Below are 15,867 nucleotides of genomic sequence, written 5' to 3'. Positions count from 1 at the left end.
ATTCACCGTGCCCGGCGGATCGTCCAAGCCGCCCGGTCGCCAGCCCGTTCGCACGGGCTCAGGTGACGGTGCCGAGCTGCCACGGGACGAACTCCTCGCCGCCGATGTCGAGGTCCTCGCTCGAGGTCAGCTCGCCGGACGCGACGGCGAGGATGCGCGCGAAGATCTCGTCGGCGACGGCCTCGAGCGTGGCTGTGCCGTCGACGATCCGGCCGCAGTCGATGTCGACGTCGTCGCCCATGCGCGCGTACAGCTCGCTGTTCGTCCCCAGCTTGATCGACGGCGTGGGCTTGCACCCGAACACCGAGCCTCGTCCGGTCGTGAAGCACACGACGTTCGCGCCGCCGGCGACGAGCCCCGTCACGGACACCGGGTCGTAGCCCGGGGTGTCCATGAACACGAAGCCCTTCGTCGTCATGGGCTCGGCGTACTCGTGCACCGCGGCGAGGTCGGCCTGGCCGCCCTTCGCGACGGCGCCGAGGGACTTCTCGAGGATCGTCGTCAGGCCCCCCGCCTTGTTGCCGGGCGACGGGTTGTTGTCGAGGCTCCCTCCGCCCGCGGCGGCGTAGTCCTGCCACCAGGCAAGGCGGTCGAGCAGCCGCTGACCGACCTCGGGCGTGACGGCCCGGCGTGTCAGCAGGTGCTCCGCGCCGAAGACCTCCGGGGTCTCGGCGAGAGCGGACGTCCCGCCGTAGGCGACGAGCCGGTCGGACGCGAGGCCGAGCGCGGGGTTCGCGGTGATGCCGGAGTAGCCGTCGGAGCCCCCGCAGTTGAGGCCGAGGACGAGCTCGGACACGTCGCACTCGGTGCGCTCGAAGCGGCCGTCGATCTCCTCGACCATCTCCCGGACGGCCTGCGCCCCGGCCTTGACGGTCGCGCGCACGCCTCCCGAGTCCTGGATGGTCAGCGTCCGCACGACGGTGTCCGGGGAGACCTGCGCGCCGGCCAGGACGGTGTCGACGGCGATCATCTCGCAGCCGAGGCCGAGCACGAGCACGCCCGTGACGTTCGGGTGCCCCGCGTACCCGCGCAGGGTCCGCAGCAGCACCTGGGCGCCCTCGCTCGTCGGGACGAGCCCGCACCCGGACTGGTGGGTGAGCGCGACGACGCCGTCGACGTGCTCGTACCCGTCCATCGCGAACCCGCGGAACTGGTCGGCGATCATCTTGGCCGTGCTCGCCGAGCAGTTCACCGACGTGAGGATCGCGACGTACGAGCGCGTGCCCACGCGACCGTCGGCGCGGCGGTAGCCGCGGAACGTGGGCCGCGGCCCCGCCGGCGTCTCGAGCGCGGTGTGGACGGTGGCGAGCTCGTGCTCGCGCTCGCCCTCCTCGAAGCCCAGGTTGTGCACGTGCACGTGGTCGCCCGGCTCGATCGACGCGGACGCGACCCCGATGACCTGCCCGTACTTGCGCACGGGCTCGCCCGTCGGCACCGCCCGCAGCGCGATCTTGTGCCCGCGCGCGACGGCGCCGCGGACCGTGACGGGCTCACCGCCCTCGGCCGCCACGACGTCACCGGGGACGAGGTCGCGCGTGGCGACCGCGACGTCGTCCTCGGCGCGCAGCACGAGGAGCGCGGCGCGCTCGTGGGTGGACGCGGTCATGCCCGCACCGCCTGCACCCGCGCCGCATCGTCTCGGTGCACTCCCCCGACCGCGTCGGCCAGCCGGACCGGCTGGCCGGTCTCGAGCGACCTGTTGGCGGCGATCCCGACACCGGCCGCGAGCAGACCGTCGCGCCAGCCTGCGGGGCGACCCAGCGGGTCGTCGCCCGGACCGCGGAAGACGTCCTGCAGGAGCATCGCGTCACCGCCCCCGTGAGCCCCCTGCCCCCTCGGGATCGGCACCTCCCGCGCCTCCTCCCAGTGCCGCTGCACGACGAGCCGCTCGCCGCGCGGGCGCGTCGGCCCGGTGGCCAGGGCCTCCTGCGCGGAGGGGTCGAGGACCGGTCGCCCGTCGTCGCCGACGAGCACGGCGCCGCGCTCAACGACCTCGAGCTCCGCGCGGCCGCGCGTCCCGGTGACGCTCACGCGGTACCCCTCCCAGGGTCCGTAGGCCGTCAGCGAGTAGGTGAGCAGGGCGCCGCGGGCGTACTGGACGATCACGGCGGCGGTGTCCTCGATCGTCACGCCGGGCGCGAACGGGTCCTGGTCGCGGCGGTACCCGTCGTGCGCCTCGGCGTCGAGGTACAGGTCGGCGAGGCGCTGGTCGTCGGCGAGGTCGAGCAGGAACAGGTCGCGCGGCGCGTCGGCCGCGGGGCCGTCGGGGGCGCCGCGCGTGCCGCGCGCGGGACGGCTCCCCGCTGCCGCGCGGGCGACGCCCGCGCCGTCGGCGCCGTAGAAGCGCAGACCGCCGCGCGCGAACACGAGGTCGGGCTCGTCGTCGACCCACCAGTTCACGAGGTCCGCGTGGTGGCTCGACTTGTGGACGAGCAGCCCGCCGGAGATCTCCTTCTCGCGGTGCCAGCGGCGGAAGTAGTCGGCGCCGTGCACGGTGTCGAGCACCCACTCGAAGTGGACCGCGGTGACCTCGCCGATCTCGCCGCTCGCGACGACCTGCTTGAGCGCGGTGTTGCGGGGCGAGTAGCGGTAGTTGAACGTCACCACGACGTCGCGGCCGTGCTCGGCGACGGCGTCCGCGATCTGGCGGCAGCCCCGCCCGGTCGTGGTCATCGGCTTCTCCAGCACGACGTCGGCCCCCGCGGCGAGCACGCGCGAGACGACGTCCGCGTGGGTGCGGTCCGGCGACGTCACGACGACCGCGTCGACGCGCTCGCGCGCGATCATCGCCTCGAGGTCGTCGGGCGCGTACGTCGGGACGGGAGCCTCCCCGGCGGCCGCCACGAGGTCGTCGTAGAACGCTGAACGGACCGGGTTCGGCTCGCACCACGCGACGAGCCGCGCGACGTCGCGGTGCGGCCCGAGGATCGCGTCGACGTACATCTGGGCCCGGTGCCCGGTCCCGACGACCGCGTAGCGGCGACGGGTTCCGGTGTCTCGGGGGGACTCGGCGAGGGGAGGCACAGCGGTCCTTCCGTGGGTGGTGTCCCGTCCGCCGGTCGGTGGCGGGCGGTCGGCCGGACCGGCCCCGTGGGGCGACGGGGACGGTCCGGCCAGTCGTGCCCGGGTGCCGTCGGCACCCGGTCGGTCAGAGGCGTCAGCCGCCGATGGCGGCCTCGACCTCGGAGGTGAACTGGCTCGCCGCGTCCGCGGGGCTGAGCCGGCCGAAGATCAGCTCGGTGTTCACGCGGGTCGTGATCTCCGGGACGTCGGCGGCACCCTCCGGCGGGACCGGCGGGCCGTCCACGATCTCGGTCTCCAGGCTCGCGAGGAAGTCGGCGGACTGCTGGTCCGCAGGCTCGAGGTCCGCCTGGATGGCCTCACGGACGTCCGTGTTGGCCGGCAGGCCGCGGTCGGCGAGGATCAGCGCGCCGGCCTCGGGGTCGTTGAGGAGGAAGTTGACGAACTTCGCCGCCGCCTCGGGGTGCTCGGTCGTCTTGGAGATCGAGTAGTACATCGCCGGCTTGAAGTACATGCCGGTGCGGTCGAACTCCGACTCGCCCGGCACGCGGAGGAGCTGGAGGTCACGGCCGGCCGCGCTCGAGATCGCGGGCAGCTGGTTGGACCACCAGAAGCCCATCGCGCCGGTGTTGGTACCCAGGAGCGACTGCTCGGGACCGCCCTCGGCGATCTCGATGCTGCGGGCCGGGTCGGGCTGGCCGCCACCCTCGACGAGGTCCATCGTGATCTGGTTCCACTCGGCGAGCAGCTCGTCGTCGTAGCCGACCCCGCCGTCCTCGCCGTAGAGCGACTGGCCGTGCTGGCGGGCGAAGATGCTGAAGCCCGCCTCGTTGCCGCCAAACTCCTGGACGCCGTACACGCCCTCGGGAGCCTTGGCCGAGATCTCGTTGGCGATCTGGACGAAGTCGTCCCAGGTCCACGTGGTGTCGTCGGGCATCTCGACGCCCGCCTGCTCGAAGATCGCCGGGTCGGCGATGATCGAGTACGCGTTCACGCCCGTGGCCACGCCGTACAGGCCGCCCTCGGTCGTCCCGGACTCGAGGACCGACTCGTCGATCGTGCTCGTGTCGACGCCGAGCTCGTCGAGGTCCGCGATGACGCCGCGAGCGGCGTAGTCGGCGAGGTAGCGCTCCTCCTGGGTGATGACGTCGGGGGTGTCGCCACCGGCAACCGTCGTCGCGAGCTTGTCCCAGTACCCGCCCCAGTCCGTGTAGTCCGGGACGACGGTGATGTCGGGGTTCTTCTCCTCGAACAGGTCGATGACCTGCTGCGTGGTCTCGTGCCGGGTGTCCGAGCCCCACCACGAGAACCGAATCTCCACCGGTCCCGAGTCGGTCGTCTCCACGGGGTCGTCGTCCGGTGCAGCGCCGGAGTCACCGCTGCAGGCGCTGAGGGCGAGGGTCCCGGCGGCGAGCAGCGCGCCGACGCGCAGCCAGGTGCGGGTCGATCGGGTCGAGCTCTTCATCGTGCTTTCTCCTTCGGTCGAACGTCGTCGTTCTACGGGTGTGCTGCGATGTGGTCCGGTCGCGGCTGCGACGGACTACTTGAGGCCAGTGGTGGCGATGCCCTTCACGAGATACTTCTGGCCGAACAGGAAGAGCAGGAACAGGGGCAGGAGCGAGACGATCGACATCGCGAACAGCGGGCCCCAGGAGCTCTCGCCGGTCGAGTCGATGAAGGTCCGCAGGGCCACGGGGACCGTGTACATCTCCGGGCGCGTGAGGAACACGAGCTGGCTGAAGAAGTCGTTCCAGGTCCAGATGAACGTGAAGATCGCGGTCGTCGCGAGCGCCGGCACCGACAGCGGCAGCATGATCCGCAGGTAGATGCGGCCGTGGCCGCACCCGTCGATCCGCGCGGCCTCGTCCAGCTCCGTGGGGATCCCGCGGAAGAACTGGACCATGAGGAAGATGAAGAACGCGTCGGTCGCGAGGAGCTTCGGCACGATGAGCGGCAGGAACGTGTTGATCCACTCGAGCTCGGAGAAGAGGATGTACTGCGGGACGATGATCACGTGGATCGGCAGCATGATCGACATGAGCATGATCGCGAACCACAGGTTCCGGCCGCGGAACTTCAGTCGGGCGAACGCGTAGGCCGCCATCGAGCACGAGACGAGGTTCCCCAGCAGCGAGCCGAGGACGATCATCGCGCTGTTGAACAGGTAGTGGTTGAACGGGTGCAGCAGCGCCGTCCAGCCGGCCGTGTAGTTCTCGAGGGTGAGCTCGCTGGGGATCAGCCCGGGCTCGCGGAAGATCAGGTCGTTCGGCTTGAACGAGCTCGCGAGCATCCAGAGCAGCGGGTACAGCATCGTCAGCCCGAAGAGGATCAGGCCGGTGTGCTTGAGCACCGTGCGGACACGTCCGCGCCAGCGGACGGGCCGGCGAAGAGGGGCCGGGAAGTCGGCCGCGACCTCGGTGAGCGTGGGCTTGGCGGGGGGCGCGTCGTCGCGCACGGAGACCTCAGTCATTGTAGAAGACCCAGTACTTGGAGGCGAAGAAGTTCACGGCGGTCATCCCCGCCACGATGGCGAGCAGGAGCCACGCCATGGCCGAGGCGTACCCCATGTCCAGGGAGCTGAAGCCCTTCTGGTAGAGGTACAGCGTGTAGACCATCGTCGAGTCCGCGGGACCGCCGGTGCCGCCGCTGATGATGTTGGCCTGCGTGAAGGTCTGGAACGCGTTGATGACCTGGAGCACGAGGTTGAAGAAGATGATCGGGGTGAGCAGCGGCACCGTGATGGAGCGGAACTGCCGGAGCTTGCTCGCACCGTCGATCGACGCGGCCTCGTAGTACATCTGGGGGATCTGCCGCAGGCCGGCGAGGAAGATCACCATCGGCGCCCCGAACGTCCAGACGTTGAGGATGATCAGGGTGTCGAGCGCGTAGTCGGGGTGCGAGACCCAGCCCTGCCCCTCGATGCCGAACAGCGCGAGGAACTGGTTGACCAGGCCGTCGGCACCGAACACCTGGCGCCACAGCAGGGCGACGGCGACGCTGCCGCCGAGCAGCGACGGCAGGTAGAAGACCGAGCGGTAGAACGCCAGGCCGCGCAGGCCCTTGTCCAGCAGCAGCGCGAGCCCGAGGGCCGCGGCGAGCTGGAGCGGGACCGACACGAAGACGTACCGGAACGTCACCTCGAGCGAGTTGAGCAGGCGAGGGTCCTCGAACATCCGCGTGTAGTTCTCGAGCCCGATCCACTGCGGAGCCTCGAGGAGGCTGTAGTCCGTGAAGGACAGGTACCCGGAGGCGACCATCGGGCCTGCGGTGATGACGATCAGCCCGACGAACCACGGGGCGAGGAAGACCGCGGCGGCCCTGCCGTCGTGGCGGTGCGCCGCAGACTTACGCCTCGCCGTCCCCCGCGGCGTCTTGCTCGACGTACGGACACGTCGCAGCTCATCGACGACAGCCATGCCACACCTCCTCGCGCAGCTCGACGCCACAGCGTCGATGCCGATGCGTTCCCGCCATTGGGACACCTCCGGATCTTCGTCGGCCCTGCCGGATCCCCGTCAGTGGGAAACCGGTTGCACGTCGAGGACGGTACCACATGAGCAACCGGTTTCCCATGGTGTACCGTCATGCCATCGCGACCGGCCCGAGGCCGGGAGTGCGTGCCCGCGACGACGCGGGGGGCGCCAAGGACGCGCGCCCGACGACCCGAGGGAGAACGATGGCCAGCGTGAGCACACGCCGAGACCAGATCACCATCGCCGACGTGGCGACGGCGGCGGGTGTCTCGCGCGCGACGGTGTCGAGGGTCATGAACGGCCGATCGACCGTCGACCCCGAGATCACCGAGCGCGTGCGCCGCGTCGCCACGGAGCTGAGCTACCGCCCGAGCAACGTCGCGCGCAGCCTCTCGATCGGGCGCACCCACACGATCGCGCTCGTCGTGCCCGACCTCGGCAACCCGGTCTTCCAGCAGATCCTGCGCGGCGTGACCACGGCCGCCGCGCCGTCGGGCTACCGCGTGCTCGTCGCGGACAGCGCGGAGGACCCGAGCGAGGAGGCCGCGATCGCCCTCGAGGCACGGCTGCGGTGCGACGCGCTCGTCCTCGTCTCGCCCCGCATGCCCGACGCCCTGCTCGCCGACCTCGTCCCCCAGGTCGCGCCCGTCGTCCTCGTCAACCGCTCGCTCGCCGGCGCAGACGTCCCCGCGCTCGTCGTCGACTACGCCCACGCCGCCGAGCAGGTGCTCGAGCACCTCGTGAGCCTCGACCACCGCCGCGTCGTCTACCTCGCGGGCCCTCCGGGCAGCACGTCCGACGGACAGCGCCGCGAAGGGCTGCGCCGCGTGCTCGACCGCCGCCCCGACGTCGAGGTCGTCGAGCTCCTCGGCGGCTCCGACATCGCCGCGGGCCACGCCGCCGTCGACGAGGTGCTCGCCGCCCGCCCGACGGCGGTCATCGCGTTCAACGACCTCGTCGCCTTCGGCCTGCTCGCGGGCCTCAACGAGGCCGGGGTCGCGATCCCGGCCGACCTCTCCGTCGCAGGGTTCGACGACATCGACCTCGCGCGGTACGCCACACCGTCACTGACCACCGTCGCGGTTCCCCAGGCCGAGCTCGGCCGGCACGCGTGGAAGGAGCTGTCGGCCTTGATCGACGCGAACCAGGGCGCCTCGCACGCGACGCGCTTCGACCCCTCTCTCGAGATCCGGGCGAGCACCGGCCCCGCGCCCCGCGGCGTCGTCCGGTCGCAGGCCACCCGGACCGAGTCCAGGGCACCCGAGACGAGCGGCGTCCCCGTGCCCGCGCCCGGGGACGTCGTGCACTGGGAGACGGACGGCGACGCCGTCGGGCTGCGCTACGGCGACCTGCGCCTCGCGCGCTACCAGCAGGGCGACCGGCTGCCGCAGGTGCACGCGCCCCGCAGCTTCCTGCACCCGGTCCACACGCTCGCCGGCGTGCCGCTCACCGACTCCGGCCCCGTCGACCACCGCCACCACTACGGCGTCTCGGTCGCCGTCCCCGACGTCAACGGCACCTCCTACTGGGGCGGGCGCACGTTCGTCACCGACGTCGGCCCGACGCTCCTGCCGAACCACGGCCGCCAGCTGAGCCGCGCCCTGATCGTCGACCCGGTCGAGCCGCACCTCCTGCACGACCGGGTCCGCTGGAACGACGAGCACGGCGTGCCCCAGCTCGAGGAGGACCGCCGGCTCGACGCCTGGCTGCTCGACACGGACGCCTGGGTGCTCGACTGGAGCTCGACGCTGCGCGCGGAGCGGGGGGCGCTCGTCATCGGGTCGCCCGCCACGAACGGACGGCCGGGCGCCGGCTACGGCGGTCTGTTCTGGCGCCTGCCGATCGCCGGCAGCACCGAGGTGCTCAGCGCCGCAGGCGTCGGCGAAGTGCTCGCGCACGGGAGCACCTCGCCCTGGGTGGCGTACGTCCAGGAACACGGAGAGCGCCGGACGACGCTCGTCCTCGTCCAGCCCGGCGAGCCGCTGCCGTGGTTCGTCCGCGCGTCGGAGTACCCGGGCACGGGCCCGGCCCTCGCGTGGGAGACGCCGCGGACCGTCCCCGCCGGCGGGACGTTCGAGACCGGGTTGCGTGCCGTCCTCGTGGACCGGGCGCTCGACCTCGACGAGGCGGCCTCGTTCGCGGGACGCGTCCGATGAGCGACGCGACGCCGGTCGCGGTCGTCGGCATCCACGGCCACGGCGGCTCCCACCTGCGCGCCGTCGCGGCCCTGGCCGAGCGCGGCCTCGTGCGCCTCAGCGCGGTCGTCGACCCGCGCCGGCCCGACGACGCCCCCGCGCCCTGGTTCCCGACGCTCGGCGACCTGCTCTCGGCGCCCGAGCTCGAGGTCCGGCCCGAGGTCGTGATCCTGTGCACGCCGATCCACACGCACCTCCCCCTCGCTCGGGTCGCGATGGAGGCCGGGCTCGACGTCCTGCTCGAGAAGCCCACCGCGGCGTCGCTCGCGGAGCACGCGGCGATCGCCGAGACCGCCGAGCGCACCGGACGCCTGTGCCAGGTCGGGTTCCAGTCGTTCGGGTCGCACGCCATCGACGCCGTGACCGAGATCGTCGCGGACGGCGAGATCGGCGACGTCGTCGGGTACGGCGCGGTCGGGACCTGGGTCCGCACGGCGGGCTACTGGGGTCGGGCGGCCTGGGCGGGCCGCCGTCGCCTCGACGGGCGCGACGTCGTCGACGGCGTCGTGACGAACCCGCTCGCCCACGCGGTCGCGACCATGCTGCGCGTCGGCGGGGCGAGGACGTCCGCGGACGTGGCGCACGTCGTCGTCGACCTGTACCGCGCCAACCCGATCGAGTCCGACGACACGTCGTCGCTGCGGGTCGTGACGGCGGACGGGAGGCGTTTCGGTGCCGGGCTCACGCTGTGCGCGCCGGAGCGGACGCCTGGGCGCGTCCTCGTGCTCGGCACAGACGGTGAGATCTCGTTCGAGTACGAGCACGACCGCGTCACGCTGCGCACGCCGCAGCTGCAGGTCGAGAAGACGTACGGACGCACGAACCTCCTCGAGGACCTGCTCGCCGCGCGCGAGGAACCGGACCGGCGCCTCGCGTGCGACGTCCGCGACACCGGCGCGTTCATGCGGGTGCTCGAGGCCGTGCGCACGGCGCCCGCGCCGCGCGCGATCCCCGACGACGGCGTGACCTGGCTCGGCGAGGGCGACGACCGCCACCCCGTGGTCGCCGACGTCGCGCGCTGGTGCGAGGACGCGGCCCGGAGCGCTCGGACGTTCTCGGAGCTCGGCGTCCCCTGGGCGCGCTGAGCGGTCTCGACGGTCGAGGGCCCCGGTCGCTGAGCGGTCTCAGCGACCCAGGAGCCAGTCCACCTCGCGTCGCAGGAGCTCGCGGCGCGACGGCGACGCGTACGACTCCACGCCGTGACCGAGCCCGTCGTAGACGGCCCGGGCACCGGCGCTCACCCAGACGACGGGCTGGTCCGTCCCGTCGTGCCGCGCCGTGAGCAGGACTCGCGACGACGGCTCGACGACGAGGTCGCGGTAGCGCTCGTCGTCGGCCACGACCGGATCGAGGCCGTCGACGACGGGGTGGTCGCCCGCCGGGGTGAACGTCGCGACGTCCTGCGGCGGGTGCCAGGACGTCCCGGGCACCCAGCGCCCGCCGAGGAGTCCCGCCCAGTGCGGGCTGTCCGCGAAGGCGTTCGCCGCCTGGTGCAGGCCGAGCAGGGCCCCGCCCGCCGCCGCGAACGCACGGACGGCCTCGTGCGCGGGCGCCCACGCGGCGTCGTCGCCGTCGAAGTCCGGGTCGCGGCGGCCGCGACCCGCGTTGACGACCACGAGGTCGAACGACCCGAGGTCGCCGAACGCGTCCGGGAACGTGGAGCGCACGTGCGCGTCGATGCCCTGCTCGCCGAGCAGCCCCGCCACGACGTGCGACGTCGCGGCGTGGTCGTGCCACGGGTCCTCGTACCGCCCACGGCCGGCGAGGACGAGGGCGCGGCTCGTCGAGGTCACCGCCGGACCGTAGCAGCGTGCCGCGTGCCGGGCACCGGCTCGTAGCGGTGGAGTCCGACGGACCGGCGCACGACGGCGCGCAGCGTGGCGAGCTCGCCGTCGAGCACCCCGACGGCGCGGGCCTGGACGAGCAGGTTGCCCAGCGCGGCGCCCTCGACCGGTCCCGCGACGACCGGCAGGCCGGTCGCCTCGGCGGTCAGCCGGCACAGCAGCGCGTTCTGCGACCCGCCGCCCACGACGTGGACGACGTCGACCGCACGGCCGGACAGGGACGTCACCCGTTCGAGCGCGCGCCGGTAGGCGTCGGCGAGCGAGTCCAGGACGCACCGCACGACCTCGCCGACCGTCGTCGGGACGGGCTGCCCGACGGCGCGCGCGGCCTCGGCGAGGCGCGCCGGCATGTCCCCGGGCGGCAGGAACGCGTCGTCGTCGAGGTCGACGACCGTGCGACCGGGCTCGGCCGCCCCGGCCGCGGCGAGGGCGTCGTCCAGGTCCACCGGGTCGCCCGCCTCCCGCCACGTCCGCAGCGTCTCGGACAGCACCCACAGCCCCATGACGTTCTTGAGGTAGCGCACCGTGCCGTCGACGCCGAGCTCGTTGGTGACGTTCGCCGCGCGACTTTCCGCGGTGAGCACCGGGGCGTCGAGCTCGACCCCCACGAGCGACCACGTGCCCGACGAGACGTAGGCGAAGCGCTCGTCGGTCGCGGGCACGCCGACGACCGCCGAGGCGGTGTCGTGCGAACCGACCGCGACGACCGGGACCGCCCCGAGCCCCGTCTGCTCCTGCACCGCGGGGGTCAACGGCCCGAGCACCGTCCCCGGTTCGACGACGTCCGCGAGGCGCCCCCGCAGCCCGCCGAGCTCGGGGTACGCACCCTCGAGCGCGGCGATCGTCCGGTCGGACCAGTCGCGCGTCGTCGCGTCGAGGAGGCCGGTCGTCGACGCGTTGGTGACCTCGCTCGCGACGACGCCCGTGAGCCACGACGCGAGGAGGTCCGGGACGAGGCGCACGGACGCGGCGAGCGGCCACGCGGCGTCGTGCCGGCCGGCCACGAGCTGGAACGACGTGGTGAACGGGAGCACCTGGAGGCCGTCGACCGCGTACTGCTCGGCCGCGCCCAGGCGGGCGAGCACGTCGCCGGCCACGCCCGCGAGGCGCGGGTCGCGGTGGTGCCGCGGGTTGCCGAGGAGCGTGCCGTCGTCGGCGACGAGCCCGACGTCGACCGCCCACGAGTCGATGCCGATGCCGGCGAGCTCGAGCCCGAGCGAGCGCGCGTGCGCGCCCGCGGCGCGGAGCCCGTCGAGCGTGCCGCGCCACAGGTGCAGGAGGTCCCAGTACAGGCCCGACCCCGCGGCGTGGGGCACCTCGACCGGGCCGTTGGCGAACCGTGCGACCTCGGTGAGGTCGACGCGCTCCTCCCCCGGCGCACCCCGCACGACGCCCACGACGACGCGACCGCTCGACGCGCCGAGGTCCACCGCGGCGAGGGCCGCGCGAGGAGCGGGGTCCGACGGCGCGGCGACCGGGCCGTCGTGCGGGGCGCCGGTCATCGCAGGAACGCCGCGGCGACGCCCGAGTCGACGGGCACGTGCAGGCCGGTCGTCTGCGCGAGGTCCGGGCCGGTGAGCGCGAGGACCGCGGCGGCGACGTGCTCCGGGAGCACCTCGCGCTTGAGCAGCGTGCGCTGCGCGTAGAACGCGCCGAGGTCCTTCTCGTCGACCCCGTAGACCGCGGCGCGCTGCGCGCCCCAGCCCGCGGCGAAGATGCCCGAGCCGCGGACGACGCCGTCGGGGTTGATGCCGTTGACGCGGATCTGGTGCTCGCCGAGCTCGGCCGCGAGCAGGCGGACCTGGTGCGCCTGGTCGGCCTTGGTCGCGGAATAGGCGACGTTGTTGGGCCCGGCGAACACCGCGTTCTTCGACGCGATGTAGACGATGTCGCCGCCCATGCCCTGCGCGATCATCGCGCGCGCCGACTCGCGGGACACGAGGAACGAGCCCTTGGCCATGACGTCGTGCTGCAGGTCCCAGTCCGCCTCGGTGGTCTCGAGCAGCGGCTTGGAGATCGACAGCCCGGCGTTGTTGACGACGAGGTCCACGCCGCCGAACGCGAGCGCCGCGGCGTCGACCATCGCGGCGACGTCGCGCGCGGAGGTGACGTCCCCGCCGACCGCGACGGCGACGTCGGGCCCGCCGAGCGTCTCGGCGACCTCCTGGGCGCCGTCGAGGTTGCGGTCCGCGACGACGACGCACGCGCCCTCGGCCGCGAGCCGCTCGGCGATGGCCTTGCCGATGCCCGACCCGCCGCCGGTCACGAGCGCGACGCGCGTCGCGAGGGTCTTCGGCTGCGGCAGACGCTGGAGCTTGGCCTCCTCGAGCGCCCAGTACTCGATGCGGAACTTCTCCGACTCCTCGATGGGCGCGTAGGTGCTGATCGCCTCGGCGCCGCGCATGACGTTGATCGCGTTGACGTAGAACTCCCCCGCGACGCGCGCGGTCTGCTTGGTCTTGCCGAACGAGAACATGCCCACGCCGGGCACGAGCACGATCGCCGGGTCCGCGCCGCGGATCGCCGGGCTGTCCGGCGTCGCGTGCCGGTCGTAGTACGCGCGGTACGCCTCGCGGTAGGCGGCGTGCGCCTCGCGCAGCGCCTCCACCGTGTCCTCGACCGACGCGTCGGCGGGCACGTCGACGACGAGCGGGCTGACCTTGGTGCGCAAGAAGTGGTCCGGGCAGGACGTGCCGAGCGCGGCCAGCGGGGCGAGCTTCTCGCGGGCGAGGAAGTCGAGCACGACGTCCGAGTCGGTAAAGTGCCCGACCTGCGGCGCATCGGTCGACGCGAGGCCGCGGATCGTCGGCGCGAGCGCGGCCGCCTTGGCGCGCCGCTCGTCCTCGGCGAGGGCCTCGTACCCGGGACGCACGGCGCCGAACGGGTGCTCGGAGCGCTGCGCCGTCCGGTCGGCGATGAACTCCTCCGCGCGGCGGACGATGTCGAGCGAGCGCCGCTCGGCCTCCTCGGACGTCTCTCCCCACGCCGTGATGCCGTGCCCGCCGAGCACGCACCCGATCGCCAGCGGGTTCGCGTCCTTGACGGCGGCGATGTCCAGGCCGAGCTGGAAGCCGGGGCGCCGCCACGGCACCCACACGACCTCGTCGCCGAAGACCTCGCGCGTCAGGAACTCGCCGTCCGCAGCAGTCGCGAGCGCGATGCCCGCGTCGGGGTGCAGGTGGTCCACGTGCGCGGCGTCGACGAGGCCGTGCATGGCCGTGTCGATCGACGGCGCGGCGCCCCCCTTGCCGTGCAGGCAGTAGTCGAACGCGGCGACCATCTCGTCCTCGCGGTCCACGCCCGGGTACACGCCGACGAGCGCGCGCAGGCGGTCGAGGCGCAGGACCGCGAGGTTCTTCGCGGTGAGCGTGCCGAGGTCGCCGCCCGAACCCTTGACCCACAGCAGCTCGACGGGCTCGCCCGTGACCGGGTCGGTCTCCGTGCCCTTGGCGGACGTGTTGCCGCCCGCGTAGTTCGTCACGCGGGGGTCGGAACCCAGACGGTTCGACCGGGCAACGAGGTCGGCGACAGCCTCGGCGCCCGGCTGGGTCGCGGGACGGGTCGTGTGCTGGGTCGGGGTCGTGGTCGTGCCGGTCATCTCAGGCTCCCCATCCGGCCTGGGCGCCACCCGCGCGCTCGGCCACGATCGTCTCGGTGTAGCCCGACGCCGCGAACGCGGCCATCGGGTCGGGCGCGAGGCCCTGCTCGGTGCGCAGGTCCGCGAGGAGCGGGCGCACGTCGGTGCTGTACGCGTCCATGAGGGCGCCGTTCGCGGCGAGCACGTCGCCCGCGACCTGCGCCGCCTCGAGCGCCTCGGCGTCGACGAGCAGCGCCTTGGCCGTCGCCTCCTGGACGTTCATCACGGACCGGATCTGGCCCGGGATCTTCGCCTCGACGTTGTGGCACTGGTCGAGCATGAAGTTCACGCCCGAGTCCGGGGAGAGCGCCCCCGCCTGGACGATCTCGTGCATGATGCGGAAGAGCTGGAACGGGTCGGCGGCGCCGGCCATGAGGTCGTCGTCGGCGTAGAAGCGTGAGTTGAAGTCGAACGCGCCGAGCCGCCCCTGGCGCAGGAGCTGCATGACGATGACCTCGATGTTCGTCCCCGGCGCGTGGTGACCCGTGTCGAGCACGACCTTCGCCCGGTCGCCGAGGGCGAGGCAGTGCAGCAGGGACGTGCCCCAGTCGGGGATGTCCGTCGCGTAGAACGCGGGCTCGAAGAACTTGTACTCGAGCACGAGCCGGTTCTCGGGGTGGGCGGCGGTCAGCGCCGCGTAGATCTCGGCGAGCGAGTCGGCGAGGCGGTCCTGGCGCGCGCGGAGCGAGTCCTGGCCCGGGTAGTTGATCCCGTCCGGGAGCCACAGCTTGAGCTCGCGCGAGCCCGTCGCCGCCATGACCTCGAGGCACTGGAGGTGATGCTCGACGGCCTTCTTTCGCACGACCGGGTCCGGGTGCGTCAGGGAGCCGAGCTTGTAGTCGTCGTCCTGGAAGAGGTTCGAGTTGATCATGCCGATCGACACGCCCTGCTCGGCGGCGTGCCGGGCCAGGTCCTCGTAGTCGTCCACGAGGTCCCACGGGATGTGCAGCGACACGCGCGGCGCGACGCCGGTGTACCGGTGCACCTGCGCGGCGTCCGCGATCTTCTCGTAGGGGTCGCGCGGTACGCCCGGCTGGGCGAAGACCTTGAAGCGCGTCCCCGAGTTCCCGAACGCCCACGAGGGCAGCTCGATCGTCTGCTGCCGCAGGGTGGCACGCGCCGCCTCGGTGCGGTCGGTCATGTCCGTCTCCTTCTCCGCGCAGCCTCGCGCGCCGTCGCTGGCCGACGTCGGCCCGGCGACCGATCCAGGAATGAATCGATTCATTGCGAATGTACGGGAGCGGATCGCTCGCGGTCAAGACGCCGACGGCGCCCTCTCGACCCGGGGTGGAGGCCGGCGGGACGGTCAGGCGGTCGGGAGGCCCGCTCGCTCGAGCTGGGCCTCGAGGTGGAAGACCTCGTCGAGCACGACGAACCCCTCGTCGGGGCTGCCGTCGGCGACGAAGAAGTCACCCATCGCGGCCTGCCACCGCGCGTTGACCGCCGTGCGCGCCATCGCTGCCTGGGCCGCGGCGTAGTCGCCGGTCTCGAGGATCCCGACCAGCAGGCCGTCGGGGCGCAGGAACAGGTGGTAGTCGCGCCACCCGGAGTCGCGCAGCGCCTCGAGCATCTCCGGCCACACCGCCCCGTGGACGGACCGGTACTCGTCGAGCCGCTCCGGGCGGACCTGGGAGGTGAAGCAGACGCGCGTCGCGCGGGATGCGGTCATCGGTACCCTTTCGTGTGCGTGAATCGCT

Annotated in this window: 12 protein-coding genes; 2 read left to right on the top strand and 10 right to left on the bottom strand. The window is 73.0% G+C overall.

Translation table 11 applies throughout. The features are described 5' to 3' along the window. Positions 1 to 58: 58 nt before the first annotated feature. The 5 genes from AC4H2G_RS00165 to AC4H2G_RS00145 form a co-directional block, all read right to left on the bottom strand. Positions 59 to 1,606 carry a UxaA family hydrolase gene (locus tag AC4H2G_RS00165; protein ID WP_494363761.1) on the bottom strand — a complete coding sequence of 516 codons (1,548 nt, stop codon included), beginning with the start codon at positions 1,604 to 1,606 and terminating at the stop codon, positions 59 to 61. After that, entirely contained in the window at positions 1,603 to 2,943 is a 1,341-nt protein-coding gene (locus tag AC4H2G_RS00160) for a Gfo/Idh/MocA family protein (protein WP_494364095.1), read from the bottom strand. Before AC4H2G_RS00160 ends, AC4H2G_RS00165 begins: the two co-directional genes overlap by 4 nt. Before the next feature lie 214 nt (positions 2,944 to 3,157). After that, entirely contained in the window at positions 3,158 to 4,486 is a 1,329-nt protein-coding gene (locus AC4H2G_RS00155) for an ABC transporter substrate-binding protein (protein WP_494363760.1), read from the bottom strand. Between the two features lie 75 nt (positions 4,487 to 4,561). Beyond that, the gene (locus AC4H2G_RS00150) at positions 4,562 to 5,491 is read right to left on the bottom strand and encodes a carbohydrate ABC transporter permease (RefSeq protein ID WP_494363759.1); all 930 of its coding nucleotides are present in this window, start codon (positions 5,489 to 5,491) and stop codon (positions 4,562 to 4,564) included. Beyond that, the gene (locus AC4H2G_RS00145; protein WP_494363758.1) at positions 5,484 to 6,437 is read right to left on the bottom strand and encodes a carbohydrate ABC transporter permease; all 954 of its coding nucleotides are present in this window, start codon (positions 6,435 to 6,437) and stop codon (positions 5,484 to 5,486) included. Before AC4H2G_RS00145 ends, AC4H2G_RS00150 begins: the two co-directional genes overlap by 8 nt. 260 nt (positions 6,438 to 6,697) lie before the next feature. Between AC4H2G_RS00145 and AC4H2G_RS00140 the strand changes: the two genes are divergently transcribed. Both AC4H2G_RS00140 and AC4H2G_RS00135 read left to right on the top strand, forming a co-directional pair. Further along, the gene (locus AC4H2G_RS00140) at positions 6,698 to 8,650 is read left to right on the top strand and encodes a DUF6807 family protein (RefSeq protein ID WP_494363757.1); all 1,953 of its coding nucleotides are present in this window, start codon (positions 6,698 to 6,700) and stop codon (positions 8,648 to 8,650) included. Beyond that, the gene (locus tag AC4H2G_RS00135) at positions 8,647 to 9,774 is read left to right on the top strand and encodes a Gfo/Idh/MocA family protein (RefSeq protein ID WP_494363756.1); all 1,128 of its coding nucleotides are present in this window, start codon (positions 8,647 to 8,649) and stop codon (positions 9,772 to 9,774) included. Before AC4H2G_RS00140 ends, AC4H2G_RS00135 begins: the two co-directional genes overlap by 4 nt. Positions 9,775 to 9,813: 39 nt before the next feature. On the opposite strand, the gene AC4H2G_RS00130 is transcribed toward AC4H2G_RS00135, so the two are convergent. From AC4H2G_RS00130 to AC4H2G_RS00110, 5 genes are all read right to left on the bottom strand, one after another. After that, a complete protein-coding gene (locus tag AC4H2G_RS00130; RefSeq protein ID WP_494363755.1) occupies positions 9,814 to 10,482 on the bottom strand; it encodes a ThuA domain-containing protein in 669 nt (222 codons plus the stop codon). Continuing rightward, positions 10,479 to 12,035: a rhamnulokinase gene (locus tag AC4H2G_RS00125; protein ID WP_494363754.1), complete on the bottom strand. Its 1,557-nt coding sequence runs from the start codon at positions 12,033 to 12,035 to the stop codon at positions 10,479 to 10,481. Before AC4H2G_RS00125 ends, AC4H2G_RS00130 begins: the two co-directional genes overlap by 4 nt. Further along, the gene (locus AC4H2G_RS00120; protein WP_494363753.1) at positions 12,032 to 14,131 is read right to left on the bottom strand and encodes a bifunctional aldolase/short-chain dehydrogenase; all 2,100 of its coding nucleotides are present in this window, start codon (positions 14,129 to 14,131) and stop codon (positions 12,032 to 12,034) included. Before AC4H2G_RS00120 ends, AC4H2G_RS00125 begins: the two co-directional genes overlap by 4 nt. Before the next feature lies 1 nt (position 14,132). After that, positions 14,133 to 15,311, bottom strand: coding sequence for an L-rhamnose isomerase (gene rhaI, locus AC4H2G_RS00115; RefSeq protein ID WP_494363752.1), 1,179 nt, complete (start codon positions 15,309 to 15,311; stop codon positions 14,133 to 14,135). Between the two features lie 165 nt (positions 15,312 to 15,476). Next, positions 15,477 to 15,839, bottom strand: a complete 363-nt coding sequence (locus AC4H2G_RS00110; RefSeq protein ID WP_494363751.1) for an L-rhamnose mutarotase — start codon at positions 15,837 to 15,839, stop codon at positions 15,477 to 15,479. Positions 15,840 to 15,867 lie beyond the last annotated feature (28 nt).

The sequence above is a fragment of the Cellulosimicrobium sp. BMG9.23 genome (assembly GCF_059159985.1).
This window is presented reverse-complemented; position numbering and strand designations above follow the sequence as displayed.